The 26098-nt window shown below is 71.9% G+C and carries 23 protein-coding genes and 1 tRNA gene; 9 read left to right on the top strand and 15 right to left on the bottom strand.

The window, feature by feature from the left end; translation table 11 throughout:
* Positions 1-320: 320 nt before the first annotated feature.
* Positions 321-1310, top strand: coding sequence for a peptidoglycan-binding domain-containing protein (locus AC07AZ_RS09245; RefSeq protein ID WP_478845434.1), 990 nt, complete (start codon positions 321-323; stop codon positions 1308-1310).
* A gap of 301 nt (positions 1311-1611) precedes the next feature.
* Here AC07AZ_RS09245 and AC07AZ_RS09240 read toward each other — a convergent pair whose 3' ends face one another.
* Entirely contained in the window at positions 1612-2280 is a 669-nt protein-coding gene (locus AC07AZ_RS09240; RefSeq protein ID WP_478845432.1) for an HAD family hydrolase, read from the bottom strand.
* Between the two features lie 195 nt (positions 2281-2475).
* Complete coding sequence (locus AC07AZ_RS09235) at positions 2476-3057, bottom strand: TMEM165/GDT1 family protein (RefSeq protein WP_478845430.1); 582 nt, start codon at positions 3055-3057, stop codon at positions 2476-2478.
* Between the two features lie 447 nt (positions 3058-3504).
* Between AC07AZ_RS09235 and AC07AZ_RS09230 the strand changes: the two genes are divergently transcribed.
* From AC07AZ_RS09230 to AC07AZ_RS09220, 3 genes are all read left to right on the top strand, one after another.
* Positions 3505-4149, top strand: a complete 645-nt coding sequence (locus AC07AZ_RS09230) for an HNH endonuclease family protein (RefSeq protein WP_478845428.1) — start codon at positions 3505-3507, stop codon at positions 4147-4149.
* A gap of 86 nt (positions 4150-4235) precedes the next feature.
* Entirely contained in the window at positions 4236-5891 is a 1656-nt protein-coding gene (locus tag AC07AZ_RS09225) for an alkaline phosphatase D family protein (RefSeq protein WP_478845426.1), read from the top strand.
* 173 nt (positions 5892-6064) lie between these two features.
* A complete protein-coding gene (locus AC07AZ_RS09220) occupies positions 6065-6634 on the top strand; it encodes a DedA family protein (protein ID WP_478845845.1) in 570 nt (189 codons plus the stop codon).
* A gap of 49 nt (positions 6635-6683) precedes the next feature.
* On the opposite strand, the gene AC07AZ_RS09215 is transcribed toward AC07AZ_RS09220, so the two are convergent.
* The gene (locus AC07AZ_RS09215) at positions 6684-6914 is read right to left on the bottom strand and encodes a DUF2277 domain-containing protein (RefSeq protein ID WP_478845424.1); all 231 of its coding nucleotides are present in this window, start codon (positions 6912-6914) and stop codon (positions 6684-6686) included.
* A 164-nt stretch (positions 6915-7078) separates the two neighbouring features.
* Here AC07AZ_RS09215 and AC07AZ_RS09210 point away from each other — a divergent pair, with 164 nt between their 5' ends.
* Positions 7079-7405, top strand: coding sequence for a hypothetical protein (locus tag AC07AZ_RS09210; RefSeq protein ID WP_478845422.1), 327 nt, complete (start codon positions 7079-7081; stop codon positions 7403-7405).
* A gap of 45 nt (positions 7406-7450) precedes the next feature.
* Here the strand turns inward: AC07AZ_RS09210 and AC07AZ_RS09205 are convergent.
* A tRNA-Val gene (locus tag AC07AZ_RS09205) sits at positions 7451-7522 on the bottom strand.
* Positions 7523-7740: 218 nt separating this feature from the next.
* Here AC07AZ_RS09205 and AC07AZ_RS09200 point away from each other — a divergent pair.
* Entirely contained in the window at positions 7741-8511 is a 771-nt protein-coding gene (locus tag AC07AZ_RS09200) for a DUF4097 family beta strand repeat-containing protein (RefSeq protein ID WP_478845420.1), read from the top strand.
* Positions 8512-8591: 80 nt separating this feature from the next.
* Positions 8592-9977 (top strand): hypothetical protein, encoded by a 1386-nt coding sequence (locus AC07AZ_RS09195; RefSeq protein ID WP_478845418.1) that lies wholly within the window; start codon positions 8592-8594, stop codon positions 9975-9977.
* 28 nt (positions 9978-10005) lie between these two features.
* Here the strand turns inward: AC07AZ_RS09195 and AC07AZ_RS09190 are convergent, their stop codons facing one another.
* From AC07AZ_RS09190 to AC07AZ_RS09180, 3 genes are all read right to left on the bottom strand, one after another.
* The gene (locus AC07AZ_RS09190; protein WP_478845416.1) at positions 10006-11175 is read right to left on the bottom strand and encodes an amidase domain-containing protein; all 1170 of its coding nucleotides are present in this window, start codon (positions 11173-11175) and stop codon (positions 10006-10008) included.
* 97 nt (positions 11176-11272) lie between these two features.
* Entirely contained in the window at positions 11273-12556 is a 1284-nt protein-coding gene (locus AC07AZ_RS09185) for a polysaccharide deacetylase family protein (RefSeq protein ID WP_478845414.1), read from the bottom strand.
* Positions 12557-12597: 41 nt separating this feature from the next.
* On the bottom strand, positions 12598-14739 hold the full coding sequence (locus tag AC07AZ_RS09180) for a transglycosylase domain-containing protein (protein WP_478845843.1): 2142 nt from the start codon (positions 14737-14739) through the stop codon (positions 12598-12600).
* 1298 nt (positions 14740-16037) lie between these two features.
* Between AC07AZ_RS09180 and AC07AZ_RS09175 the strand changes: the two genes are divergently transcribed.
* On the top strand, positions 16038-16259 hold the full coding sequence (locus AC07AZ_RS09175; RefSeq protein ID WP_478845410.1) for an FmdB family zinc ribbon protein: 222 nt from the start codon (positions 16038-16040) through the stop codon (positions 16257-16259).
* Positions 16260-16387: 128 nt separating this feature from the next.
* On the opposite strand, the gene AC07AZ_RS09170 is transcribed toward AC07AZ_RS09175, so the two are convergent.
* The 3 genes from AC07AZ_RS09170 to AC07AZ_RS09160 are packed head-to-tail and all read right to left on the bottom strand — an operon-like array spanning position 16388 to position 20872.
* Complete coding sequence (locus tag AC07AZ_RS09170; protein ID WP_478845408.1) at positions 16388-17233, bottom strand: HAD family hydrolase; 846 nt, start codon at positions 17231-17233, stop codon at positions 16388-16390.
* The gene (locus AC07AZ_RS09165; protein ID WP_478845406.1) at positions 17233-19680 is read right to left on the bottom strand and encodes a phosphoribosyltransferase; all 2448 of its coding nucleotides are present in this window, start codon (positions 19678-19680) and stop codon (positions 17233-17235) included. Before AC07AZ_RS09165 ends, AC07AZ_RS09170 begins: the two co-directional genes overlap by 1 nt.
* Before the next feature lie 25 nt (positions 19681-19705).
* On the bottom strand, positions 19706-20872 hold the full coding sequence (locus tag AC07AZ_RS09160) for an HpcH/HpaI aldolase/citrate lyase family protein (protein WP_478845404.1): 1167 nt from the start codon (positions 20870-20872) through the stop codon (positions 19706-19708).
* 174 nt (positions 20873-21046) lie between these two features.
* Between AC07AZ_RS09160 and AC07AZ_RS09155 the strand changes: the two genes are divergently transcribed.
* On the top strand, positions 21047-21859 hold the full coding sequence (locus AC07AZ_RS09155) for a TerD family protein (RefSeq protein ID WP_478845402.1): 813 nt from the start codon (positions 21047-21049) through the stop codon (positions 21857-21859).
* A gap of 317 nt (positions 21860-22176) precedes the next feature.
* Here the strand turns inward: AC07AZ_RS09155 and AC07AZ_RS09150 are convergent, their stop codons facing one another.
* The 5 genes from AC07AZ_RS09150 to AC07AZ_RS09130 form a co-directional block, all read right to left on the bottom strand.
* Complete coding sequence (locus tag AC07AZ_RS09150) at positions 22177-22914, bottom strand: TerD family protein (RefSeq protein ID WP_356043706.1); 738 nt, start codon at positions 22912-22914, stop codon at positions 22177-22179.
* A 120-nt stretch (positions 22915-23034) separates the two neighbouring features.
* Complete coding sequence (locus AC07AZ_RS09145) at positions 23035-24177, bottom strand: DUF475 domain-containing protein (RefSeq protein ID WP_478845400.1); 1143 nt, start codon at positions 24175-24177, stop codon at positions 23035-23037.
* A 48-nt stretch (positions 24178-24225) separates the two neighbouring features.
* Positions 24226-24801 (bottom strand): TerD family protein, encoded by a 576-nt coding sequence (locus AC07AZ_RS09140; RefSeq protein ID WP_356043700.1) that lies wholly within the window; start codon positions 24799-24801, stop codon positions 24226-24228.
* Positions 24802-24896: 95 nt separating this feature from the next.
* The gene (locus AC07AZ_RS09135; protein WP_478845398.1) at positions 24897-25472 is read right to left on the bottom strand and encodes a calcium homeostasis/redox stress adaptation protein; all 576 of its coding nucleotides are present in this window, start codon (positions 25470-25472) and stop codon (positions 24897-24899) included.
* A 113-nt stretch (positions 25473-25585) separates the two neighbouring features.
* On the bottom strand, positions 25586-26044 hold the full coding sequence (locus tag AC07AZ_RS09130) for a peroxiredoxin (RefSeq protein ID WP_478845841.1): 459 nt from the start codon (positions 26042-26044) through the stop codon (positions 25586-25588).
* Positions 26045-26098: the final 54 nt, after the last annotated feature.

Genomic DNA, 26098 nt, shown 5'->3' with positions numbered 1-26098 from the left:
TGCGGATACGGCCGTACGTGGAACTGGAGCACACGGAGGGGACGCCGGGGACGGACGGGACGGCGGACGCGGTCCCGCGGTCGGGATCGGCACCGGGACCCGGACGGGGGCCCGGGCAGGGGCCCGAGTCGGGGTCGGGGTCGGACCGGGGAGGTGACGCTGGTCGGCCGCCGGCGGGTCCGGCGGGGGCCGGTGGGCGCCATGGGGCCGCCGGAGCCGTGACCGGCCGGGGGTCCCAAGCCACGGCGGGCGCGGGAAACGGTCCCGGAGCCACGGCGGCAGCCGTGACCGGAGGGGTACCTGGAGGAGCGCCCGGTGGTGTGGCCGGAAACGGCGGGTCCGCCGCCGAGGAGACCATGGCGCTGCGGGCCGTGGTGCCCGGAGCGGCCGACCCTCCGGTGCCACCGTCGCCCCCGCACGGTGCCGGTACCGAGGGCGACGCCGTCACGATGCCGATCCCGGCCGTCGGCGCCGGCACCTCCGGCAGTGGACGCGGGGACGGAGACGGAGGCGGACGCCGGGACCGAACCGGTCGCGTGGACGGGAGCGGCGGCCGCGAGGGCGGGAGCGGGGGCGCGACCACCGCGCTGCCGACCCCCCTGGCGCCCCCGGCGACCGCGCCCGGCGCGACCGACCTGAGCCTGTTCGAGGCGGACGGCGGCCGTGGCGCGCCGGGGCCGTTCGACGACCGTGAGCGGCCGCGCCGCCGCAGCCGGAGCGTGCTGCTCGGAGCCGTCGGAGCGGTCGTCGCGATCGTGGCGGCGGCCGGGTTCGCGAGCGGGCTGTTCTCCTACGAGACCCCGTCACGGGACGGCGCGCTGCCCGGTGACGTACGCGCCGGTGTGCCGGACCCGTCACGGAGTTCGGCGTCGGCGTCCCCGTCCGTGTCGGCCGGTGCCGCCGCCCCCACGTCCGCGTCCGCGTCCGCGTCCCCGTCGGCGACCCCCAGTCCGTCGCCCTCCTCCGCGTCACCGTCGCCGTCGAGCGCCTCGCCCTCACCGTCCGCGTCGGCCTCGCCGTCGCGGAGCACGCAGGCCGCCGCCCCCACCGCCTCGGTCGCGCCCTCCGGCGACGACCGCCCCGGCGCCACGGTGCTGCGACGCGGCGACAAGGGACCCGAGGTCGTCGAACTCCAGCTGCGGCTGAGCCAGTTGTTCCTGTACGACCGGGACGCGAGCGGCAGCTACAACGAACACGTCGAGGACGCCGTACGCAACTACCAGTGGTCGCGCGGCATCCAGGCTCCGGAACTCGGTGTGTACGACCGGGCGACGCGGGCGCGGCTGGAGTCCGAGACGACTGAGCCGTAGGGCCCGGCGCCGGCGCACGGTGCCGGGTGTGGTGCCCGGTGTCGGTGGCCGGTGCTGGGCGAGGCGCCTGGTGTCGGTGGCCGGTGCTGGGCGAGGCGCCTGGTGTCGGTGGCCGGTGCCGGGCGAGGCGCCCGGTGTCGGTGGCCGGTGCCGGGTGTCGGTGGCCGGTACCCGGTGCCGGTGCCGCGATGCGGTGCGGGCGTTGCCGGGGGCAGCAGCCCCGGGCCCCCGCTTCGGCCTGAACGGCCTCGGCCTCGTCCTCGTCCTCGGACACCGGACGGGCTGGAGCGCGCCCCGCCGGCTATCCGATGTGCAGCCGGATCTCCCCGTCCCCGGTCGCCTCCACGCGCACCTGGGTGAGGTCGCGGACGAGGGCGTCGGGGGTGTGGAGGCCGGCCCTCGGACCGACGCCCACGACACGCATGCCCGCGGCGCGGCCGGCGGTGATGCCGGCGGCCGAGTCCTCGAAGACCACGCAGTCGGCGGGCGCGACGCCCAGTTCCGCGGCTCCCTTGAGGAAGCCCTCCGGGTCGGGCTTGCTGGCGCCGACGGATTCCGCGGTGACGCGGACGTCGGGAAGGGCGAGGCCGGCGGCGGCCATACGGGCCGTGGAGAGGGCGACGTCGGCGGAGGTCACCAGGGCGTGCGGCAGGCCGGCGAGCGCGGCGAGGAACTCCGGCGCGCCGGGGATCGCGACGACGCCGTCCATGTCGGCGGTCTCCTCGGCCAGCATGCGCGCGTTGTCGGCGTGGTTCTGCTCCGTGGGCCGGTTCGGCAGCAGCAGGGCCATCGACGCGTGCCCCTGGCGTCCGTGGACGACCTTCATGACCTCGCCGGCGTTCAGTCCGTGCCGCTCGGCCCAGCGTCGCCAGCAGCGCTCGACGACGGCGTCGGAGTTGACGAGCGTGCCGTCCATGTCGAGCAGCAGGGCGCGGGCGGTGAGCACGGTGGGCGCGGCGGTGGCCGTCATCGGCAACTCCAAGGCGTGGGGTCGGGGAGCGCTGGGGTGTGGCCCCCCGGAGTGACAAGGTGACCCCGCCCGCCGGTCAGGGTAAACGGGCGGGAGCCACTTTGTTTCTCTACGGTACAAAACCGGACCCGCTTTCCGCCAGCGCCCCGGCGACAGTTCATCCGGTGTTCAGCCCACCCGGGCGCGCGGCGGGCCTCAGGCGGTGGCGGCCTCCCACAGGCTCCACACCCCGAGGCCCATCATGAGCACGGCCGCGATCCGCGTGATGAGCCGCAGCGGCACCCGCTTCATCAGGGCCTTGCCGCCGACGATGCCGAGCCCGGCCACCGCCCAGAGCGCCAGCACCGCGCCGAGTCCGACGGACAGCGGATCGTCGTAGCGGGCCGCGAGGTTCGCCGTCATGATCTGGGTGAGGTCACCGAACTCGGCGACCAGGATGAGCATGAAACCGGCGCCGGCGACCTTCCAGAAGGACTGGTTCTCCGGCTTGCGGATCTCCTCCTCGCCGTCGTCCTTCTTCAGCAGCAGCACCGCGGCGCCCGCGAGGAAGAGCAGGCCCGTCAGTCCGTGCACGAGCCGCTGGGGCAGCAGCGTCAGCACGCTTCCGGCCGCCACGGCCAGCACCACGTGCAGGGTGAAGGCGGCGGCGACACCGGCGAAGACGTACGAGGCGCGGTAACGGGTGCCGAGGACGAGACCGGCGAGCGCGGTCTTGTCCGGCAGTTCGGCGAGGAGGACGACGCCGAACACGAGCGCCGTCACGGTGATGCTGATCAAGGTCCCTCAATCGGTCGGGGCTGCCCCGCCGAGAGCGCTGAGCCTTACCACAGGACACCTCGGCAGGGCAGCACACGGGTACCGCGCCTGACGGCACGGACGTGCACTGCTTGCCGAAGGTCTCGCTGGCCGACCCGTCGTGATCGAGGGTCTGCCTCCGGGCGCCGGCTCAGACGAGCTGAGCAGTATGTCGACGGTCCGGCGAAGAGCTACTCCCCTTCTGCGCCGTCCATGGTACGCGACCGCCCCGGAGCCCCTGACGACGAGCGGCCGGGAGCTCCTCACAGGCGAGTCCGGGAGCGCTTCGGGGCGGGAATCCGGTCACGACGCTTGTCATGTCATGAACGCGTCATTAACTTCTTACCCGCCGCACACCTCTCCGCAACACGGCGTCGCGAGCATTCCCTCGCTCGCACCGCAACGCCCCCACCCCCCAAGGGAGTTCGCATGCCGAAGTTCTACGCGCGTCGACGGCTGAGCATACTCGCGACGCTCACCGGTCTCATAGCCTCCGTGGCGCTCCTCAACTCGCCCTCCGCCTCCGCCGCTCTCCCCACCCCGGTCAGCGCCGCCACCGCCCGCGGCTACCTCGCCTCCCTCACCGTGGCCACCGAGGTCCGCACCGGCTACAGCCGGGACCTGTTCCCGACCTGGATCACCATCAGCGGCACCTGCAACACGCGGGAGTACGTCCTCAAGCGCGACGGCTCGAACGTCGTCGTCAACTCCGCCTGCACCGCCACCAGCGGCAGCTGGTACTCCCCCTACGACGGCGCCACCTGGACCGCCGCCTCCGACCTGGACATCGACCACCTCGTGCCGCTCGCCGAGGCCTGGGACTCCGGCGCGCGCAACTGGACCACCGCCCAGCGCCAGGCGTTCGCCAACGACGTGACCCGCCCGCAGCTCCTGGCCGTCACGGACAACGTGAACCAGTCCAAGAGCGACCAGGACCCGGCCGAGTGGATGCCCTCGCTCACCTCGTACCGCTGCACCTACGTCCGCGCCTGGGTGCAGGTGAAGTACTACTACGGCCTGTCCGTCGACTCCGCCGAGAAGTCCGCGCTCACGAGCTACCTCTCCGCCTGCTGACGCGACCCGCGAAACCCGGGTCGCCGGAACCTCGCCACCGGCCTCCGTCGTTCCGTACCGTACGGGGCGACGGAGGAGGCGATCACGTGGCGGAACTGCGCCTGGGACCACTGCTGAGGTATGCCGACGGCTCGTCCGCGACCATCTGGGTCGAGGCGAGCCGTCCGTGCACCGCCGAGGTGCGCTGCGCGGACGGAACCGGGGGATCGGCACGCACCTTCCAGGTCGCGGGCCATCACTACGCGCTCGTCCCGGTGAGCGGCCTGACACCGGGGACGACACGCTCCTACGAGGTGTACCTCGACGACACCCGGGTGTGGCCACTGACGGAGGCGCCCTTCTCGGCGTTCCCGCCCTCGGAGATCCACACCCCCGCCGAGGACGACGGCGTACGGGTCGCCTTCGGCTCCTGCCGCTGGGCCGCGCCCGCCGCCGACGAGCACGACCCGGTCGGCCCCGACGCGCTGGACACGCTGGCGGCGAGGATCGCCGCCGACCCGGAGGGCAGGCGGCCCGACGTCCTGGTGCTGCTCGGCGACCAGGTGTACGCCGACGAGACCTCCCAGGACACCCAGCGCTGGCTGGCCGCCCGCCGCGACCTGAGCGAGCCGCCGGGCACCGGGGTCGCCGACTACGAGGAGTACACCCGCCTCTACTACGAGTCCTGGCTCGACCCCGAGATCCGCTGGCTGCTGTCGACCGTGCCCAGTTGCATGGTCTTCGACGACCACGACGTCATCGACGACTGGAACACCTCGGCCGCCTGGCTCGCCGACATGCGCGCCACCCCGTGGTGGCAGGAACGGCTGCTCAGCGGCCTGATGTCGTACTGGGTCCATCAGCACCTCGGCAACCTCTCCCCCACCGAACTCGCCGCCGACCCCCTCTACGCGGCCGTCCGTGAGACCCCCGACGCCACCGGTCTGGTGCGGGAGTTCGCCGGCCGGGCCGACGCCGACGCCGCCTCGGTGCGCTGGAGCTACCGGCGCGACTTCGGCCGCGTACGCCTGCTGATGGTCGACAGCCGGGCGGCCCGGGTCCTCAAGGAGGACGAGCGCTCGATGCTCGACCGCGGCGAGGAGAGCTGGCTGCGCGAGCAGGTGCTGGAGGACCCCGGCGCCTACGACCACCTCCTCATCGGCACCTCGCTGCCCTGGCTGCTGCCGCACCTGGTGCACGACGCCGAGAACTGGGACGCGGCCCTGAGCCGGGGTGAACGCGGCGCGCGCTGGGCCCGGTTCGGGGAGTACCTGCGGCGCCGGGCCGACCTGGAGCACTGGGCCGCGTTCCCATCCTCCTTCGAGGCGCTCGCGGACCTGATCGCCGAGGCCGGTTCGGGGCCTCAGGCACCGGCGACCATCTGCGTGCTGTCGGGAGACGTCCACCACGCGTACGTGGCCGAGGCACGGTGGCCGTCGCGGGCCGCGGGCGCGCCCGCGGCGCGCGTGGTGCAGCTGACCTGCTCCCCCGTCCACAACTCCATCCCGACGACCATGCGTCTGGGTTTCCGGTTCGGCTGGAGCGCGGTGGCGCGGGTCCTGGGCAGGGGGCTCACCCGGCACGGCCGCTGTCCCCGGCCGTCGGTCAGCTGGCGCAGGACGGGCGGGCCCTGGTTCGGCAACCAGCTCATGACCCTGACGCTGCGCGGGCGTTCGGCCCGGCTGCGGCTCGAACAGGCCCGGACGGTCGAGAACGGGCGGGCCCGGCTCGACGTGGTGCGGGAGTCCGAACTCGCCCCCTGATCGACCGCCTCGCGCACCGACGCACCGCATCGAACGCGTGAGCACCCCGTGACTCTCCTGTCACTCCCCCCGCGTACGCTGTATGGCTGTCACGGGGGAAACACGGGGAGTATCAGGTGCTCGGGAGTCTGGACAGTGTGGGGTCGTTGACCGGCAGCCCATGGATCTACGCCATGGTCGCGCTGTCGGTCCTGCTCGACGTCTTCCTGCCGGTCCTGCCGAGCGGGGTGCTCGTCATCACCGCCGCCACGGCGGCGGCCGCGGGCTCCGGCGCGGCGACCGGCGAGGTCCCCCACCGGGTCCCCGACATCCTGGCGCTCGCCCTGTGCGCCGCCACCGCCTCCGTCCTGGGTGACCTGGTCGCCTTCCGGCTGGCCTGGCGCGGCGGCGAACGCCTCGACCGGGCGATCGCCCGCTCCCGCCGGCTGACCACCGCGCAGGAACGTCTCGGCGGGGCCCTCTCCGCCGGCGGCGGCGCGCTGGTCGTCCTGGCCCGTTTCGCCCCGGCCGGCCGCTCGGTCGTCTCCCTGGTCGCGGGCGCCGCCCACCGCCGCGTCCGCGACTTCCTGCCCTGGTCCGTCCTCGCGGGCATCGCCTGGACGGCGTACAGCGTCGCCCTCGGCTACCTCGGCGCCCACTGGCTCGGCGCGACCTGGCTCGCCACGGCCGTCTCCGTGCTGGCCCTCTTCGGCGCGGGCGCGGCAGCGGCCTACGTGATGCGCCGCCAACCGGCCTGCCCCTGACCCCCCACCCCCTCAGGGGCGCGGGGAACCGCGCGCCGGGCCCCCACCCCTACCCCACCCGCCGACCCCCCTGCCCCCGCACCTCCAGCCCCGCCAACAACTCCGCGGTGGCCTCCGCGATCACATCGACGGCACGGTCGAACACCTCCTGGTTATGGGCGGCGGGCGCCCGAAACCCGGAAACCTTCCGTACGTACTGCAGCGCGGCGGCCCGGATGTCGGCCTCCGTCGCCTCCTCGGGCAGAACGGGCGGGCGAAGAGTCTTGATGCTCCGGCACATGCCCCCAGTCTCACCCCGGACCACCGTTTTGCCGAGCCGCTCCTCCCACCCGCCCGACCGACGCGCCCGACCGACCCGGCCGGCCCGACCGCGAGGTACGCCTGTTCGCATGAACCCCGGGAAGGAACTCGCCACCCAAAATCGAACAGGCGTACCATTGCCGTGTGGCTACGACCTATGACTTTCCGAGTGACCTCCTCGCCGGTCAGGAGGAGCTGCACCAGGTCCGGGCCGAGCTGTCGGCCCTGCTCAAGCGGCTTCCCTGGTCGGTCGAGGCGCTGGACGGATTCAGTGACGACAACGGCTGGCGCAAGGTGGAACGCCCCGCCTCCCCCGGCTGGACGGCCGACGAGCAGGCCGAGGTGGAGAAGCTGCGGCAGCGCGAGCACGAACTCGCGGTCTTCGTGAGCGGTCACCGCTTCTGGGCTGAGGTCGTGGCGGCGGAGCGCGCCGACGCCCGGTCGAAGCTGAAGCACGCGCAGGGCTCGTGAACGCGACAGGACCCCGGCCGTCGACGGCCGGGGTCCTGTGTCGTGTGGGCGCGGACGGTTTCGAACCGCCGACATCCTGCTTGTAAGGCAGGCGCTCTACCCCTGAGCTACGCACCCGGGACGAGTCGACAGCCTACATTGCCAGGACCCTGGTCCCGCAAACCGTTTCGCGGCCCCACCTGCGCGGCTGGGCGGGGGCCGGTGCGGGGGTTTTCCCCACCCCGTATCCGGGAGGCCGCCGGATCCTTCTGAGCGGCCCGTCTCCGTACGGTCGTAGAGGCTTCGCGGTCCGGCTCAGGAGGAGACGGAGGCGGGCCGACCCCAGGGGGATTCTCATGGTCCGATCCGTGTCCGTCCGCGCCGCCGCCGTCGCCGGAGCCGTCGGGGTGCTCCTCGCCGGTGCCACCGCCTGCGGCGCGTCCGCGGGCGACGACAAGCACCCCGACCACCGTGCGTTCACCCTGCACGGCAGGACCCTCACCGTCGACTCCGACGACTCGGCGCTGGAGATCGTGGCGGCCGGTTCCCACAGGGCGGGCACGGTCGCGGTCACCCGGTGGTGGCAGGGCAGCGTCACCATCGGCAAGGAGCCCCGGGTGACCTGGTCCATGAAGGACGACCGGCTGGTGCTGCGCGTGAAGTGCTCCGGCGTGATCGCCGACTGCTCGGTCCGGCACCGGATCGAGGTGCCCGCCGGGGTCGCCGTGAAGGTCGAGGACGGGGACGGGAGCGTGCGGGCGCGCGGGTTCGCACAGGCGCTCAGCATCCGTACCGGCGACGGGTCCGTGCACGTCACCGACTCCACCGGGCCGCTGGAACTGCGCACCGGCGACGGTTCGGTGCGCGCCGACGTCTCCTCGCGGCGGGTGAGCACCTTCACCCGGGACGGCTCCGTGCACCTCGAACTCGGCGCCGTACCGGACCTGGTGGAGTCGCACAGCGGGGACGGCTCGGTCACCATCGCGCTGCCCCGGGCCGCCTACCGGGTCAGCACCGAGACCGGTGACGGAGGGGTGGACGTGTCCGTGCCCCGGGACGACTCCAGTCCGCACGTCGTGTCCGCCCGCACCGGCGACGGCAAAGTCACGGTCCGTACCGTGAACTGACCGGCCCGTGTGTTCGTCTGTAACCGGTGGGAGAATGACACCAGGCACCGGTCACGACGAACGAAGTACGGGAGAGGGATGTGACGGCGACTTCTGCGCAGCCGTACTCGCCGTCGGTGCCGCGCGCACAGCACGGTCCCGCGCGCGGGGCGCTGGGCGACACCCTCGCCCTGGTGGTCCTGCCCGTCGCTCTCGCCCTCGCGCTGCCCGCCGCGTTCGCCGCCGGAGGCACCCGGCGCTGGTTCGGCGGGCGGGCCGAGAGCCAGCGGGCCGAGGCGCAGGCCGCGAAGGACGCCGCCGCCGCCGCGTTCTACGAACTGGACACCGCCCAGCGCGATCTGCGGATCTCCATCGAGACGATCACCGCCGTCGACGACTCGCCGGCCGCGCGGCGCGCGGTCGCCGACTTCGAGGCGATCGGCAGGCGGGTCGACGAGGCCAGCAGCCAGTACATCGACGCCGTCGACGCGCACGACCTCGACCGTGACGACCTGGAGGCCCACACCGCGTCCCAGGCGCGCACCCGGCTGACCGCCGCGAAGGACGAGCTCGGCCGCGTCAAGCAGGAACTGGACCGCTTCACCGCCGGGCTCGGGCCGCTGCTCGGCAAGGCGGAGACCCAGCTCGCCCGGCTGGCGCCCGCCGTGGAGCGCGCCCGGCAGGGGCTGCTGGCCGCCTCGAACGCCCTGGACACCGTCCGCGCGTCGGGGCTGACCGCGGACGACCTCGCGGCCCGGCTGGCCGCCCTCGCGCCCGAGCTGACCAAGCTGAACCAGGGCGCAGGGCAGCACGGCGTCCCGGGGACGCTGGAGCGGGCCGAGCGGGTGGCCCGGGAGGCCGAGGCGGTGCGGGTGGAGGCCGGGCGGCTGCCGGAGCGGGCCGCGGAGACCGACCACCGGCTCGTCTCGCTGCGTACCCGCGCCGAGGCGCTGACCACGCGCGCGGGGCAGGTCGAACCGGTGCTGAGCGAACTGCGGCGGCGGTTCGCGGCGGAGTGCTGGCAGGACCTGCAGCACGTGCCGGAGCTGGCCGGGGAGAACGTACGGCAGGCGGAGCTGAAGCTGAAGGAGGCACAGGCCGCGCGGGACGCGCAGCGCTGGCCGGACGCCACCGCGCTGCTGTCCACGGTGCGGGCGCTGCTGAACACCACCGACGAGTCGGTGTCCGCGGCCGGGGACCGGCTGCGCCGGCTGAACGCCGTGCAGAAGGACCCGCAGCAGGAGATCGACCGGACCCGGTTCGCGATCCGGGACGCGCAGCGGCTGGCCATGGCCGGCCGCAGCACGCCCGACCCGCGGCAGGCGCGCCCGCTGGACGACGCGGTCGCCCGGCTGGACCGCGCGGTCGGCACCCTGGAGGGCCGCCACCCTGACTACTGGCACTTCCTGACGGAGACGGAGGCCGTACGGCAGTCCGTGGCGCGGGTGGTGTCGCAGATCCGGGAGGAGCGGGGAGCCGGCCACTGAGTCCGGCCCCCGCCCCGGAGGGCACCGGTCAGGTGCGGTAGGCGTAGTACGCCGCGTTCGGGTAGGAGGCGACGAGACTCGCCACCGACCTGCGGTAGGTGTTGTTCGAGTGGTACGTCACGTAGGGCACGCCGCCGCTCTTGTACGTGACGATCATCGTGTGGTCCTTGGACCCGTCCTTGTCGAAGTCCATCTGGAGGACGTCGCCGACCTCGAGCTGGTAGACGTTGGCGAGCGGGGTGGTCCGCTTGGAGTTCTGGGCGAACCAGGACCACTCGTTGACGCCGACGAACGAGTCCGACTGGATGTCGGCGTTGCCGAACCACTTGGTGTAGTCGTAGACGTAGCCGGGGACGTGCTTCCAGCCGCCCGCCTTCAGGGACTGGCTGACGAAGTTGGTGCAGTCGCCGCCGTCGGCATGGCCGTTGAAGTCCGGGTAGTCCTTGTTGTAGACGTTCCAGTACTTCTCGGCGTAGGCCGCCACCGCCTTGTAGTCGTAGGCGGTGCCGGTCTTCGGAACGGCGACCGGGTTGCGGGTGGTCGCCGCGCGCGGGGCGTCCGGCATGGTGTCGTCGGCGGTGGTCGCCTTGACGGACACCGGCTTGGAGAGCGTGTTCACCGCGAGACCACCCTGATCGGTGTCCTCGACGTCGGTGAGCTGCCAGGTGCCCTGCTCGTCGGCCTTGAAGGTCAGCTCGTGCTGGGCCTGGAAGCCGGTCGTCCTCGGCGCGCCACCGCGGGCCTGCGCGTAGGTCAGGGTCGTGGTCTCGGTGACCGCGGCCTTGGCCGTACGGCCCGTCACGCGCGTGGCGTTCAGGGTGACGGTGGTGCTGGCCCTGCTGTACTTCTCGCCGGCCTTCGCCAGCCGGTCCTTGCGCCGGCCCAGCGTGGACAGGGCCGCGTCCTCGGTCCGGGCGGTGCCGGCGGACAGCTTGACGTCACCGGAGAAGCCGCCGGTCAGCGGCTTGTCGCCGCGCCCGTGCGCGCCCTCGACCAGGGCGTCGGTACGGTCGGTGAAGACCGCGTCGGCCAGCCGCTGGAAGGTGGCCTTCGTCTGCGCGTCGACCGTGGGGTCGTCGACGACGGCCGCACCGGCGCTCCAGTTGGGCAGCAGCGCCACTCCGGCGACCACGGAGGCGGCGGCCGCCCCGAGTATGGTCGCGCGACGCCGCGTACGGCTCAATTTCCTTGACTTCACGGAAGATTCCCCTCTTCACCGGCACTGGGGACGCCGGGAAGCGCATCTTCGCATGCCCTGTGTGCGGGTTGTGAAGAGGGTTGAGGTTGAGGTTTGGTTACTCCACGACCGTGGACCAGTCGGGGGACTGCGCCGGGTCGAGGCTGCGCAGCCGTTCCAGGGTCTCCGGCTTCTGTACGTCCATCCAGTCGGACAGCTCCCTGAAGGACACGCACTTGACGCCCTTCTTGGTGCACACGCTCTTGATGACCTGGTCGATGGACTTCATGTAGATGCCGCCGTTCCAGTTCTCGAAGTGGTTGCCGATGAACAGCGGGGCCCGGCTGCCGTAGTAGACGCGGTTGAAGCCGGCCATGTAGGAGGCGACGGTCTGCTGCTCCCACTGCGGGAACTTGACCGGGTCGCCCTGGGTCTCCCCCTCGGACTGGTTGTAGAGGAAGTTGAAGTCCATGGACAGGCCCTGGTACTTGCCGCCGTCGTAGGGGAGCAGCTGGAGCGGGAAGTCCCACAGGCCGTTCTTCTTCTTGGGCCATATCTGGAAGTCACCGGTGGAGCTGGCGTCGTAGCGCCAGCCGTAACTCCTGGCCGCCTTCAGGAGGTTCGGCTGGCCCTCCAGACAGGGCGCGCGGCCGCCGGTGACCTCCTTCCTGAAGTCGAAGGGCAGCGGGTCGAGGTCGGTGTAGCCGGTGTTGGTCTTCCAGTGCTCCACGAAGGAGTAGAACTGGTCGATCTCGCTCTTCCACTGCTGGACGCTCCAGTCGCCGCCGCCCTTGGCGCCGCAGAAGTGACCGTTGAAGTGGGTGCCGATCTCGTTGCCCTCCTCCCACGCCTTGGCGAGCTGCTCCAGTGTGCCGCGGATGTGTTCGTCGGTGGGGAAGCTGATCGCCGAGGACCCCTTGGGGTGCATCGGCGGCGAGTACAGGTCCTTCTTGCTCTTCGGCAGCAGGTAGATGCCGGTGAGGAAGAAGGTCATGTGGGCGTTGTACTCCTTCGCCAGCTCCCGGTAGTGCGAGAAGAGTTCGTCGTCGCCCTGCAGCGCGCCGTCCCAGGAGAAGACGACGAACTGGGGCGGTTTCTCACCCGGCTTGAGCGGTACGGCCTTCAACTCGCCGCTCTGCGGTCCGGTGTACGACGTGGAGCCGTCCCCGAGCACCTTGGTCTTCCCGTCCCACGCGGGCTCCCGGGTCGTCTTGCCCGCCTTGCCGTCGCCCGAGGACGCGGTGGACGAGGTGCTGTCCGAGCGGTGCAGCGCCAGGTAGCCGGCGACCAGCGAGGCCACGACGAGGAGAGCGGCCAGGGCGAGGAACCCCGGCCGCGGGGTTCGGCGGGGCGCGCGTGCTCTGCGGCGCCGGCCGGATGGCGCCTTCGTACGAGGCTTCATGTGCGGCTCATTCTGGGAGGGTGCGGGTGCGCTGTCGCTGGTCAGCCGAGTGGGCTCATGGCGCCGGACCAGATTCCGTACGGGACGTCGTCGGACGACACTCCAGCCGTGGCCGGGGAGGACGGGGTTCCGGCGATGCCCTTCAGCGGCAGGGGTTGCAGGCTCTTGCTCAGGTCGATCCGGTAGACGACGACGGCCGTCGACACGGACCTGTTCGTGCCGACGTACCAGGCGGCGGTGTCGTCCTGGGTGGTGCCGGTCTTGCCCGCCACGTCCGCGGTGGCGGGCGCGTCGGCGGGGTGCGCGGCGCGGAAGGAGTCCCGGAGCGCCTGGGTGACCGCGCCCGCGGTCTCGGCGGTGATCGCCCGGACCGGTTTCGGCCGGTCCAGCGCGACGCCGGAGCCGTTGCGGGTGATCCGGCTGACCGAGTACGGCTCGGTGCGCCTGCCGCCCGCGGCGAAGGTGGCGTAACCGCTGGCCATGCGCAGCGCGCTGGGGGTGGCGCTGCCCATGGACAGTTCGGGCACCTGCCGCCCGAAGCTGGAGGGCAGGAGACCGGCCGCCTCCGCTGTCTTGCGCACGTTGGCCAGGCCGGTGTCCATGCCGAGCTGCATGAACGGGGTGTTCACCGACTGGGCGAGCGCCGTGCGCAGACTGATCCGGCCCCAGGACTTCTTGCCGTCGTTGCGGGCGGTGACCACCTTGCCGGCGCGGTCCCAGTAGGGGCCTTCGGGTGTGGTGACCGGGATGTTGTCGTCGCCGTCGTAGACCGACTCCGGGGTGACCGGTGTGGTGGTCCCGTCGCGGGTCTTGGTGACCCCGTGGTCGAGGGCGGCGGCGTAGACGAAGGGCAGGAAGGCGGAGCCGGCCGGGACAGTGGTCGCGTTGGACTCGTTGTAGCCCTGCGTACGGTGGTCGGGGCCGCCGTAGACGGCGAGTATCCGCCCGTCGGCGGAGACCGAGGAGGCCCCGTAGTGCGCGGTCTTCGCGGTGCCCGGGTCGCTCTTCCTGGCCGCCTTGCGGGCCTTGGCCACGGCGTCGGTGAGCTTGGTCTCCCGCTTGCGGTCGAAGGTGGTGTAGATCTGGTAGCCGCCCAGGTCGAAGTCCTTGTCGGAGATGTGGGCGGTCTTCTTCGCGTACTGGGTGGCGAGTTCGACCAGGTAGTCGCTCTGTTTGCCGGTGTCGTAGGTCCGCGACTGCTTGAGCGGCTCGGGGAACGTCCTGTACTTGGCCCGCTCGGCCGGGGACAGCTTGCCGAGGTCCACCATGCGGTCGAGGATCCACGACCAGCGTTCGACGGCCCGCGCGTGGTTGGCCTTGCTGAGGACGGGGTCGTACAGGCCGGCGCCCTTGAGCAGGGAGGCCAGGAAGGCGGCCTCGCTCACGTTGAGCTCGCTCACGTCCTTGCCGTAGTACGCCTGGGCGGCGCGCTGCATGCCGTAGGTGCCGCGGCCGAACCAGCTGGTGTTGAGGTAACCCTCGAGGATCTTGTCCTTGCTCATCTTGTCGTCGAGCTTGAGCGAGATCATCGCCTCCGTGAACTTGCGGCCCACCGACCGGTTCTGGTTCAGGTAGACGTTCTTCACGTACTGCTGGGTGATGGTGGAGCCGCCCTGGGTGTCGCCCTCGCCCACGGTGCGCCACAGGGCGCGGCCGATGCCGCTGACGGATATGCCGGGGTCGGAGTAGAAGCTCGCGTTCTCCGCGGCCAGTACCGCCCAGCGGACGTCCTCGGGTATGTCCTTGAGCGGCATCGCCTGCCGCTGCACCCAGCCGGTGCGGGCCATCGGGGTCCCGTCGGACCAGAAGTAGACGTTGTCCTGCTGGGTGGCGTACGAGTTGAGGTTGTCCGGTATGTCCGTGGCGGCGTACGCGACGACCAGCAGCAGACTGCTCAGCCCGACGGACGCCAGGACGGCACCGACCGACTGCCGCCAGGACGGCACCCAGCGCCGCCAGTCGGTGCGCCCTGGCCGCGGGTAGAGCGGCCGCAGCTTGCGGGCGTACGGCGCCAGGAAGTGCGCGAGCGGCGCCAGGCCGGTGATCAGCGGGTCCAGCCTCGGCCCGACGGCCGCGGCGACGCGGACCCGCAGGGAGGGCGAGGGCGTCTTGTGCCGGGTGGGCTGCCGGCCGCCGGGCTCCGGCGTGTGGAGCGCCCGCAGCGCGTCGACCTTGAGCTGCATGGTGGCGTCCGCCGGGGGCGGCGGGTCGGCGGGCTCGGCGAAGTCCGGCCGCAACGACGGATCCGCCCGCAGCGCGTCGACCTTCAGCTGCATGGTGGCGTCCGCCGGGGGCGGCGTTTCGGCCTGCGCCCGCGCCTCCGCCTCGGCCTGCCGGCGCCGGGCCTCCGGGTCGGGCTGCTCCTGCGAGCGGGACCCGGCCTGCGGGCCGGACGGCTCCTGCGAGCGGGACCTCACCGAGGGATCGGCGTCCGCCCGCGGGCGGGGCCGTGCCAGCGGATCGCCGGACCTCGGCTGCGGACGGGGCCCCACCGACGGGCGGGGCTTCGCCTGCGCGCCGGGCTGTTCCTGCGGTTCGGACCGCCCCTGCGGGCGGCGCTTGGCCTGCGCCTGCGGAGGGATGTTCGTCCGCGGGGGGACGTTCGTCCGCCGGCGATCGGTCGCCTGGGGATCGACCGGTTCGGCCGGGTTCATCCGCAGGGCAGGGTTCGCCCGCAGCGCGTCGACGTTGAGCTGCATGGTCGCGTCGGCGGGCGGCGGGTCGGCCGGCGCCTGCGGAGGCGCCTCGGCCTGTCGGCGCGACCCGGCCTGCGGGTTCGGCCGCTTCGGCGGGCGGGGGCCGGCCTGGGCGCCGGACCGCGACCGCGGGTCCGACTCGTCCCGGCGGCGGGGCCTGGTCTGCGGGTCGGAGTGCGTCTGCGGGTTGGACTGCGCCTGCGCGCCGGCCTGCGTCTGCGGGTCGGCCTTCGAGCGCGGGCGGGGCCTCACCAGCGGGTCGGAGTACTCCTGTCGGCGGGGCCGTGCCCGCGAGTCGTCCTCCGACGTCTGCGGGTCGTTCTTCGCCTGCGGATCGGCCGGCTCGATCGACGCGGCCGGGTTCATCCGCAGCGCGGGGTTCGCCCGCAGCGCGTCGACGTTGAGCTGCATGGTCGCGTCCGCGGGCGGCGACGCCTCCGGCGGGGCGGAGGCCTCGATGCGGGCGTCCTCCTGCGGATGGCGACGCCTCGGCCATCGCGACGCCGACCGGTCGCCGTGCGGCTCCCTGCCCCCCTCGGCGCCTTCCCCCTGCCCTGCCTCGGTCACGACTGCCTCTCCCTCCGCACTTGTCTTGCTCGCGCGGGTAGATGCGGCGGCCGACGTCTCGGCTGCGAACCCCCTGTTGTCCCCCGGCCCTGCGGCCTCCTCGCGGCATCCACAAATTACCAGCGATTTTTTCGAATAGTTCGATCGGAGTGGGGACAGAAGCGGATGCTGTGAGGCACGCAACTCTCCAGGGCTGCCGTTGCAGTTAACCTGAGCGCATGCCTCGCTACGAGTACAGGTGCCGGACCTGCGGTGACACCTTCGAACTGAGCCGCCCGATGGCGGCTTCCGCCGACCCCGCGACCTGCCCCTCCGGGCATGGTGACACGGTAAAGCTGCTGTCCACGGTGGCCGTGGGCGGCTCCGCCGCGTCCGCCGCACCGGCGCCCGGCGCGGGCGGCGGCGGGGGCGGGTGCTGCGGAGGAGGCTGCTGCGGCTGACGCGCCACAGGCCGGACGGGCCGGGATTTATTCAGCAGATTTTCAGCTTTCGTGCCCGACGCCCCCGCTTGGGCCGGTCTGGCCTGTTCGCCCCCGCCGGGCCGGCCGGGCGAACCCGGCCGGCCCGCTCAGCCCAGGTCGGACGGGCCCTCACGCCCCGCGCGGTCCGCGTCCCGTGTCGCCCGCAGGAACTCGCGCAGGATCCGCTCGCCGGCCAGCACGCCCCGCTCGGGCAGCGCGCCGACCGCCGGTGCCGTCCAGCCGCTGTCGGCCAGCTCACCGTGGCCGGGCCGCCAGCCCCGGTCCGCCGCGAGCAGCAGGTCGGCGTCGAGGAGGGAGTCACCGGCGGCGAGGGTGAGTTCGGCGCCGGTACGGCGGGCGACCTCCCGCACGGCCGCGCTCTTGGTGAGGGGCTTCGGCACGGCGTAGATCTTGCGGCCCTGCAGCGACACAGTCCAGCCGCGGCCCTCGGCCCACACGGCGAGCTCCTTGACCCATTCCTCCGGCAGCAGCTCCCGCTCGACGACGAGGTAGGCGAAGAGGTCCTCGGCGATCCGGTGCTTGCGCACCCAGAGCGGGTCGGCCGTCGCCGCCAGGTGTGCGCGCACCTCGTCGAGCGGGGCGCACTCCTCGGCCAGCCGGGCGGCGACCCGCGCGTGCCAGTCCGGGTCGGACACCCCGTCCACGAGCAGATGGCCGCCGTTGGCGCAGATCACGTAGGTCGGCACGGGGCCGGGCAGGTTGATGCGCTGGTACTGCTTGCGGGTGCGGGTCGTCGTCGGCACGAACACCGCCTCGTCGCCCAGCTCGGTGAGCAGGCCCGCCGAGGTTTCCGTCATGAACGACAGCGGCCGGCTCTCGTGGACCTCCACGCACAGCAGCCGGGGCGCTCTCGGGTCCGGCATGGTCAGCGCCAGGGCCGCCGCGGAGTAGATGAGCGTGCGGTCGAGGTCACTCGCCACCAGCACCGGCATCAGACCGTCACCGCCTTGCCGTCGGCGCCGGTCGCGCCGCGCGTGTAACGGGGGTGGATCAGCCCCACACAGGTGTACGGCAGGTCGTCGACCTCTTCCACCGGTACGCCCCTCTGGGCGGCCAGCAGACGGACGTGGTCCAGGTCGGCGCCCGCCCCGGCCCGCGCCAGGATCTTCCACGGCACCCGGCGCAGCAGCACCCGGGTGGTCTCGCCGACGCCCGGCTTGACGAGGTTCACGTCGTGGATGCCGTGCTCCTCGCTGATGCGCTCGACGGCCGCCCAACCCTCCCAGGTCGGGGCGCGGTCGGCCGCCAGCAGCTCCTTGGCCCGCGCGTCGACCGTGTCCGAGACCTCCGGGAAGCGGGCGGCCACGGCGTCCAGGAAGTGCACCGACACGTCGGCGCCGGCGAGTTCTCGGTAGAACTTCGCGCCGTGGAAGTCGTTCGGGCCGACCAGGTCCGCGCGCAGCACCGTCCGCGAGATCAGTCCGGAGACGGTCGAGTTGAGACACGCGGAGGGGATGAGGAAGTCCTCACGGGTGCCGTAGGTCCGCACGCAGGAGCCCGGGTCGGCGAGTACGGCGATCTCCGGGTCGAAGCCGGTGATGCCGTCGGACGCCTCGAACTCCTTGACGGCTTCCGCGAGTTCGCGGGTGATGGCGCCCTTGCCGGTCCAGCCGTCCACGAACACGACGTCCCCGGGGTCGTGGTGGGCGGCCAGCCAGCGCAGCGCGTTGGCGTCGATGCCACGGCCGCGGACGATCGACACGGCGTAGTGCGGCAGGTCCAGGCCGTGGCGGAAGCGGGCCCAGCGGCGCATCAGGACGCCGACGGGAGTGCCCGCGCGGGCCAGCGACACCAGCACCGGCCGGGGTGAGCGCTCGGTGAGCACGAGTTCGGTGACGGCGCCGACCGCCTGCGCGATGCGTGCCGCGGACGCCTCCAGCGCCGAGTGGAACAGTTCCTGGTACTGCTCGCTGGGCTGGTACTCCACCGGCAGCGACTCGGCGTAGTGCGCGCCGCCGCTCTGGATGGCCTCCTCGCGCTCCTCGGTCGGCGCCTCCAGCGTCACGTCCGACAGGTCCCGCAGCAGCCAGCCGACCTCTTCGGGTGGATACGAGGAGAAGGCGGGGCCGCGGAGGGGCTCGGGCAGCATGGTGGGCCTTTCGGGTACGTACAGGGGCTCGGGCGCGTACGAGGGCACGACCGCGAGCAGGACGTGCGGGGCGTGCGCGGCGAGCCGGGACAGCAGGCCGTCCGGCGCGTGCAGTGCGGGGGTGTCGGCGGCCGAGTCGACGACGGCGACCACGGCGTCGAAGCCGGCGCCGGCGACGTTGTAGGCGTAGCGCTCGCCGGGGCCGTCGGCGGGGTCGTCGTGGGCGGGGAAGACGATGCGGCTGCGTATCGCGTAGCCGGGGTCGTCGACCGCGAGAACGGGTGAGCGGGTGGTGGTGGAGTAGCGGACCTCGGCGTCGGTGACCTGCTCCAGCTCGCGGGCCAGCCTGAGCGGCGCGTACATCAGCTCCTCGAAGCCGAGCACGAGCACCCGGCGGGCGCCGGCGGGCAGCGCCTCGGCGAGCCGGGCGGCCATCGCGGGCAGGGCGCCCTCCAGGCGGGCGCGGTGCTCGGGGGTGAAGCCGTGCCGTCCGCCGTCGGGCAGGCCGCGGGGCCAGCACAGCTCGACGCGCGCGACCCGGCCGTGGGACCGCTCGGCGGGGCCGGCGGCCGGTTCGTACCGCGCGACCAGTTCCTGCCCCTTCTCCAGCACCCCCTCCGGCAGCCGTACGGTGCCCGAGGCGGCGGCGACCAGGTCGACCCGGGCACCGATCTCCCGCGCGAAGTCCCCGAGCCGGTCCGCGTCGGCCGCCGAGCGCATGTCGACCAGGGCCACCACGACGTACCGTCCGCGCGGGTAGCGCTCGTGCAGGTCACGGATGGTGTTGAGGACGGTGTTCCCGGTGGAGAACTCGTCGTCGACCAGCACCAGCGGGCCGTCGCCCACCAGCAGCGCCGGGTCCTCCGGCAGCAGCAGGTGCGAGGTGGCGTGGGAGTGGGACTCCTCGAAGCCGCCCGCCGCGGCCACGCCCGGCACCGGCCGGCGCGTGGAGTGCAGGTAGGGCGCCAGGCCCACTCCGTCGGCGACCGAGTGGCCGAGGCCGGTGGCGGTCTCCGCGTACCCGAGGACGACCGCCCCGCGGGCCTGCTCGGCGCCCAGCAGCGCGCGTACCCGGCGGCCGAGCGCGAACCCGTGGCCGTAGACGACGGACGGTGACTGCGGTACGTGTTTGCCGAGCACGTTCGACACGAGCAGATGCGCCCGCTTGGGGTTGCGGCGCAGCGCCATCCCCAGCAGGCCGGTCAGCTCCTCGTCGCCGGCGAGCTCGACTCCGAGCCGCTCGGCGACCCAGCTGCCCGACCAGACCCCGTTGTTCCCTGCGTTGTTCATGCGTCCCTTGGTGTTCTGCGGTTTCTCAGCCGGGGATTCCGGCCGCGAGGAGCTCCACGAAGCCGATGTCCTCGTTGGCCACGCCGAAGACCTCGGCACGGAGCACGGTCCGCTCGGCCCAGGCCCGGTGCGGTTTCACCTCGTTCATCTTGTTCGTGTACGCCGACCTCAGCACTCCCCCGCCGCAGCGTTCCGGCCGCAGGATGTCCTGGGCGTCGCTGAACTCCTCGTGGCTGACCACGGACAGCGCGTGCACCGGGAGCACGTGGGAGGGGTGGATACAGGTCTTGCCGAGCAGGCCGTTGGCCCGGTCGAGGGAGATCTCGCGCAGCAGTCCGTCCATGGCGTGCTCCAGGAGCGCCTCGCGCAGCTCCTCGGCCTGTCCGTCCAGGAAGGGGCTGCGGCGCAGCTGCGGCTTGAACATGCGCTCCTGGACACGGAAGTACTCCCATACCGGCCCGGTCACCGTGAACCCGGTGCCGTCGGCCCGCCCCAGCATGTTCACCACGTCGGCGATCACGGAGGCGACGATCTGGACGTCGTAGGCCGTCATGTCGGGGGCGCGGCGCAGTCCGTAGGAGGAGCAGAAGTCGGTCACGCCCAGGCGCAGCGCGAGCACCCGGTCGCGGTACTTGTCGACGGCGCGGGAGATGCCCTCCAGGGTCTCCACCCGCGACTCGCGGTACAGCAGCTGGGGCGATTCGAGGACGGGCATGCCGAACAGGCGCCGGCCGCTGTCCGCCTCGGCGTTCGCCATGGCCTCCAGGAAGGGGATGCCGCGTTCCTCGGTGAACTTCGGCAGCACGAATCCGGACAGCAGCCGGACGGCGGGGCCGAGGCGCCGGACGAGGTCGGGGATCTGCTCGGGCACCCGCACGCGGATGAACAGCAGCGGCAGGTCGGTCGCGGGCCCGGCGGCGAGTTCCGTGAACTGCCGTACGAGGTTCTCCTCGGCGTCCACGACGTCCTCGTCGCCGATCGAGTCCTCCAGGCACAGCACCATCGAGACCACGCCGCGGCCCGTCTGTTTCACGATGTCGTCGGCGAGCCTCGGCCGCGTGGCCGGGCTGTACAGCGTGGCGCCCAGGGCCACGGCGAGCAGCCGGGCCGGGGAGTCCGAGGTGAACTCGCAGGGTTCCCGGTGGAACAGGCGCTGCCGCACCTCCGGGGCGATGTGCCCGAAATGACGCATTGCACTCCCCGTGGTGATCGAGCGGTCCCTGTGGACTGTCCACAGGTGGCCGGTAATAGTACGTAGGGATCCATGTCAGGGGTTCCCGCCGGGCATGAATTTCAGGTAACCCGGCCATGACCATGCGAGTACCCCGCATTGTCGTGATCAGGACCGAGAGGGCAGGATGACCGCATGACGCACGCGATGCTGAAAGGGTCGAACGTCCCGCTCGAGGCCACCACGGTGCGCGCCGTGCTGCGCTGGACACCGGGGCAGGGGGTTCCGGATGTGGACGCCTCGGCGCTGCTCCTGGGCCCCGACGGCCGTGTGCGCTCCGACGAGGACTTCGTGTTCTACAACCAGCCCCGGCATCCCGCCGGGAAGGTGTGGCGGCTCGGCAAGAAGCGGGTCGCCGAGGGCCTGACCGACACGATCCAGACGGACCTGGCCGGTGTCGAGTCGGGAGTCGGCCAGATCCTGCTGGTGGCCTCCGCGGACGGCGTCACCTTCGACCGGGTGCGTGACCTGCGGATCCTGCTGTACGACGCCGCCGTCGCCGACGGTGAGCCGCTGGCCCGCTTCGACATCAAGCCGGAGACGGGTGAGGAGACCGCCCTGATCTGCGGCGAGCTGTACCGCCGTGGGGAGGGCTGGAAGTTCCGGGCCCTGGGTGAGGGCTATTCCAACGGCCTGAAGGGCCTGGCCACCGACTTCGGCATCTCGGTCGACGAGTCGGAGGCCCTGGAGGAACCCGGCGAGGCCCAGCCGCCCCGGTGGGCGGCCCCGGAGCCCGCGCGTCCGCTGCCCCCCGAGCAGCCGCCGGCGGTGCCGACGCAGCCGGCGTACGGCTATCCCCAGACCGCGGGGCAGCCGGCGTACGGCTATCCGCAGCCGACGGCCCCGGCGGCCGCGCAGTCGGGGTACGGCTATCCGCAGCCGGTGACGACGGTCGCCAACCCGGACTTCCGGCTGCCGCCGCAGGGCCCGCAGTTCATCGGCCGCTAGACCGCGTCGCCCTACCCGGGCGCCGGGCGGCCGGGAACCGGCTCGGGTGCCCAGCCCGGGGTCCGGCATCCCGGGATCCGGCTGCCCGGGGTCCGGCATCCCGAGGTCCAGCGGCACCGGCGCCCGGCAGCCCGGGACCCGACAACACACAACCCACGGCCCGACACCCCACGGCCCGGCAGCCCGGGACCCGGCAGCTCAGCACCCGGCAGCCCGCAGTCCGGCTGCCCGCGGTCCGACGGCTCAGCACCCGGCCGCCCGGGACCCGACAGCCCGCGGTCCTACAGCTCAGCACCCCGGCCGCCCGGGACCCGGTGTCAGCGGTCCGCCTTGGCCTTGTAGCCGCGGCCCCACTGCAGGCCCCAGCCGTACAGCCGGTCCAGTTCCGCCTGGAACCCGTACACGAACTTCACCTCGCGCCGCACGACCAGTTCCCCCTTGACGTTCTCGATCATGACGACCGCGCAGGAGCGGGCCTGGGGGTGGCGTTCGTCGAGGCCGATCTCGATCCGGGGGCCGTTGCTCGGGTAGAGCGTGACGACGGCGTGGGTGCGGTCGAAGGCGGGTGTCTGGTCGTAGATGTAGACGAAGACCAGCAGCCGCTTGATCTGGTCGCGGTGGTCGAGGTTGACGTACATCGTCTCGCCGGACGCCGAACCGAACCGGTCGTCGCCGCTGAGCTTGACGAACGGCGGCGCGTTGATCTCGCCCAGGTAGCCGCCGAGCGGCTGGACGACGCCCTTGGTTCCGTCCACCAGCTCGTACAGGCAGCCGAGGTCGAGGTCGACGTTGACCATGCTCTGGCTGTGCCCGATGACCTCGGGGGGCTTGAGCGCCTTGAAGGGATGCCGCAGCAGGCTCTCCCGCGGTGAGCCGCCGATGTCGGACGTGCGCATCCGCCAGTTCAGGTTGACGCGCAGGTGCCCGGTGGCCGCGCCCTGCTTCGTGAGGGACACCTGGTGGTGCCGCTTGGTCAGTTCTATCGCGTTGCTCGCCGCGCTGCCCGTGTCGAAGTCGGCCTCGCGGCCACGCCAGAGCCCGTCAAGAAAACCCATGCCCGCCCCCACCGTCCCGTTGAAAACCCCGGCGGGGCGGCCGGCGCGGGACTTCTCCTCGCCGGCCGCCCCGCTCAGAGCGTTCCGCACTGAAGCCCGGTTCACACCGGGAAGCGGCTCCTAGACCGAGACCTCAGTCTTCTCGGCCGAGCCCGTCGCTTTTCCCTCGGCCGCCGCCAGTGCGTTGTTGCGGCGCACCGACGACCAGAAGGACCAGGCGATCAGCACCACGCCGACGAGGCCGGTGATGACCTCGTTGATCTGGTACTGGATCGTGACCATGAGGATCACGGCCAGCGCGCCGATCGCGTAGTGCGCGCCGTGCTCCAGGTAGACGTAGTCGTCGAGGGTGCCCTGGCGGACCAGGTAGACGGTGAGCGACCGGACGTACATCGCGCCGATGCCGAGGCCCAGGGCCATCAGGACGATGTCGTTGGTGATGGCGAAGGCGCCGATCACGCCGTCGAAGGAGAACGACGCGTCCAGGACCTCCAGGTAGAGGAACATGAAGAACGCGGCCTTGCCGGCGAGGGTGACCGCCGAGCGCTCCTTGCCGCTGCGCGCGGCCTCTTCCTCCTCCTCGTGCTCGCGTTCCTCCTCCTCCTCGAGCCGGTCCTCGAAGTAGCCGGAGAGACCGCCGACGATCATGTACGTGATCAGGCCGGCGATGCCGGAGATCAGGACCGTCTGCGCCTTGTCCACGTGGACGCCGCCGTGCTGGTGGGCGTGGGTGGCGAAGGTGAAGGACGTGACCAGCAGGACGATCAGGGCGATGCAGACCGACAGCATGTCGACCTTGCCGAGCTTGGCCAGCGGCCGCTCCAGCCAGGCCAGCCACTTGATGTCCCGGTCCTCGAAGATGAAGTCGAGGAAGATCATCAGCAGGAACATGCCACCGAAGGCCGCGATCGACGGGTGGGCGTCGGTGACGAGCTGCTGGTACTTGTCCTTGTCGTTCAGCGCGAGGTCGACCGCGTCGATCGGACCGATCTTGGCGCTGATGGCCACGATGACGACGGGAAAGACCAGTCGCATGCCGAACACGGCGATGAGGACGCCGACCGTGAGGAAGATCTTCTGCCAGAAGGCACTCATCTTCTTCAGGATTCCGGCGTTGACCACCGCGTTGTCGAACGACAGCGAGATCTCCAGAACGGTGAGGATAGCCACGATGCCGAAGGCTTCCCACCCCCCGTAGAGGACCGCTGCGACCAGGCCGAGCGCGGTGATCGCGAACGACCAGCCGAAGGTTTTCAGAAGCACTGGCTACCCAATCCGTAGGTACGGGTCTCCCCCGCGCCGTACTCGGCTTTACGAAACGTTGACTCCGAAGTCTAGAGCGATGCCCCGCAGCCCCGACGCGTACCCCTGCCCTACGGCCCGGAACTTCCACTCGCCCTGGTAGCGGTAGAGCTCGCCGAAGATCATGGCGGTTTCGGTGGAGGCGTCCTCGCTCAGGTCGTAGCGTGCGAGTTCCTGGCCGTCGGCCTGGTTGACGACCCGGATGAAGGCGTTGCTGACCTGCCCGAACGTCTGGCCCCGCGCGTCCGCGTCGTGGATCGAGACGGGGAAGACGATCTTGTCGCAGTGGGCCGGCACCTTGACCAGGTCGACCAGGAGCGACTCGTCGTCGCCCTCGCCCTCGCCGGTGAGGTTGTCGCCGGTGTGCTCCACCGAGCCGTCCGGGCTCTTGAGCTGGTTGTAGAACACGAACCACTCGTCGCCCAGCACCCGCCCGCCGTTGCACAGCAGTGCGCTGGCGTCGAGGTCGAAGGCGGCTCCGGTGGTGGAGCGCGCGTCCCAGCCGAGCCCGACCATCACCTGCGTGAGGTTCGGAGCGGCCTTGGACAGGGAGACATTGCCTCCCTTGGCAAGCGTGACGCCCATGCTGCTGGTCCCTCCCCGAGACGTACCTACCTGGGTTGTCCTGCGCGTCCGGCGCCGCACGCGGGGTGCGGCGCCGGACGGTGCGGTGCTCGGGCTCAGACGTTGACGCCGAAGTCCTGCGCGATGCCGCGCAGGCCCGAGGCGTACCCCTGGCCGATGGCACGGAACTTCCACTCCGCGCCGTGCCGGTACAGCTCGCCGAAGACCATGGCGGTCTCCGTGGAGGCGTCCTCGGAGAGGTCGTAGCGGGCGATCTCCGCCTCGCCCGCCTGGTTCACGACGCGGATGAACGCGTTGCGGACCTGGCCGAAGGACTGCTGGCGGTTCTCGGCGTCGTAGATCGAGACCGGGAAGACGATCTTCTCCACGTCGGCCGGGACACCGGCCAGGTTGATCTTGATCTGCTCGTCGTCGCCCTCGCCCTCACCCGTGACGTTGTCGCCGGTGTGCTCCACCGAGCCGTCCGGGCTCTTGAGGTTGTTGAAGAAGACGAAGTTGGCGTCGCTGCTGACCTTGCCCTCGGCGTTCGTCAGGATGGCGCTGGCGTCGAGGTCGAAGTCGGTGCCGGTGGTGGTGCGGACGTCCCACCCCAGACCGACGATGACCGCGGTCAGGCCAGGGGCCTCCTTGGTCAGTGATACGTTGCCGCCCTTGCTGAGGCTGACTCCCACGAGTCCTCCAATGATGTCCAGGGGCGGGGAGCCCCGCCGTGCGTCGGATATCGGATCAACGATTCGATCCTAGTGACGGGTTCCCGCCCTACGCAGGGCTTGGAGCCGAAGAATCACAGGGTGTCGAGCGCCTTGACGTACTCGTTCAGGTCGCGGGCGTCCGGCAGGCCGTTGACGACCGTCCAGCGCACCACGCCCTCCTTGTCGATGACGAAGGTCCCGCGCACCGCGCAGCCCTTGTCCTCGTCGAAGACCCCGTAGGCGCGCGAGGTGGCGCCGTGCGGCCAGAAGTCGGACAGCAGCGGGTACTCCAGGCCCTCCTGCTCGGCGAAGACGCGCAGGGTGTGGATGGAGTCGTTGGACACCGCGAGCAGCTGGGTCTCGCGGTCGGAGAACTGCGGCAGGTTGTCGCGCAGCTCGCACAGTTCGCCGGTGCACACGCCGGTGAAGGCGAAGGGGTAGAAGAGCAGCACCACGTTCTGGTGGCCGCGGAAGTCGGACAGCCGAACGGTCCGGCCGTGGTTGTCCTTGAGCTCGAAGCCGGGGGCCTTGTCGCCGACCTGGATCGCCATCGCCTTCATGTCCCTTCGGTGGGGCTGTTCGGGTGAGTGAACACCCTACGCAGC

It is taken from the genome of Streptomyces sp. NPDC043878, assembly GCF_056435735.1.
Note: the sequence above shows the minus strand (reverse complement) of the source record. Positions and strands in the feature narration are given on the sequence as shown.

What these genes read in the sequence shown, in the direction of transcription:
- AC07AZ_RS09240 (WP_478845432.1), bottom strand. Translation starts at nt 2,280, where the DNA reads ATGACGGCCACCGCCGCGCCCACCGTGCTCACCGCCCGCGCCCTGCTG.
- AC07AZ_RS09230 (WP_478845428.1), top strand. Translation starts at nt 3,505, where the DNA reads ATGCCGAAGTTCTACGCGCGTCGACGGCTGAGCATACTCGCGACGCTC.
- AC07AZ_RS09220 (WP_478845845.1), top strand. Translation starts at nt 6,065, where the DNA reads ATGGTCGCGCTGTCGGTCCTGCTCGACGTCTTCCTGCCGGTCCTGCCG.
- AC07AZ_RS09215 (WP_478845424.1), bottom strand. Translation starts at nt 6,914, where the DNA reads ATGTGCCGGAGCATCAAGACTCTTCGCCCGCCCGTTCTGCCCGAGGAG.
- AC07AZ_RS09200 (WP_478845420.1), top strand. Translation starts at nt 7,741, where the DNA reads ATGGTCCGATCCGTGTCCGTCCGCGCCGCCGCCGTCGCCGGAGCCGTC.
- AC07AZ_RS09185 (WP_478845414.1), bottom strand. Translation starts at nt 12,556, where the DNA reads ATGAAGCCTCGTACGAAGGCGCCATCCGGCCGGCGCCGCAGAGCACGC.
- AC07AZ_RS09180 (WP_478845843.1), bottom strand. Translation starts at nt 14,739, where the DNA reads ATGCAGCTCAAGGTCGACGCGCTGCGGGCGCTCCACACGCCGGAGCCC.
- AC07AZ_RS09175 (WP_478845410.1), top strand. Translation starts at nt 16,038, where the DNA reads ATGCCTCGCTACGAGTACAGGTGCCGGACCTGCGGTGACACCTTCGAA.
- AC07AZ_RS09170 (WP_478845408.1), bottom strand. Translation starts at nt 17,233, where the DNA reads ATGCCGGTGCTGGTGGCGAGTGACCTCGACCGCACGCTCATCTACTCC.
- AC07AZ_RS09165 (WP_478845406.1), bottom strand. Translation starts at nt 19,680, where the DNA reads ATGAACAACGCAGGGAACAACGGGGTCTGGTCGGGCAGCTGGGTCGCC.
- AC07AZ_RS09160 (WP_478845404.1), bottom strand. Translation starts at nt 20,872, where the DNA reads ATGCGTCATTTCGGGCACATCGCCCCGGAGGTGCGGCAGCGCCTGTTC.
- AC07AZ_RS09155 (WP_478845402.1), top strand. Translation starts at nt 21,047, where the DNA reads ATGACGCACGCGATGCTGAAAGGGTCGAACGTCCCGCTCGAGGCCACC.
- AC07AZ_RS09150 (WP_356043706.1), bottom strand. Translation starts at nt 22,914, where the DNA reads ATGGGTTTTCTTGACGGGCTCTGGCGTGGCCGCGAGGCCGACTTCGAC.
- AC07AZ_RS09140 (WP_356043700.1), bottom strand. Translation starts at nt 24,801, where the DNA reads ATGGGCGTCACGCTTGCCAAGGGAGGCAATGTCTCCCTGTCCAAGGCC.
- AC07AZ_RS09130 (WP_478845841.1), bottom strand. Translation starts at nt 26,044, where the DNA reads ATGGCGATCCAGGTCGGCGACAAGGCCCCCGGCTTCGAGCTCAAGGAC.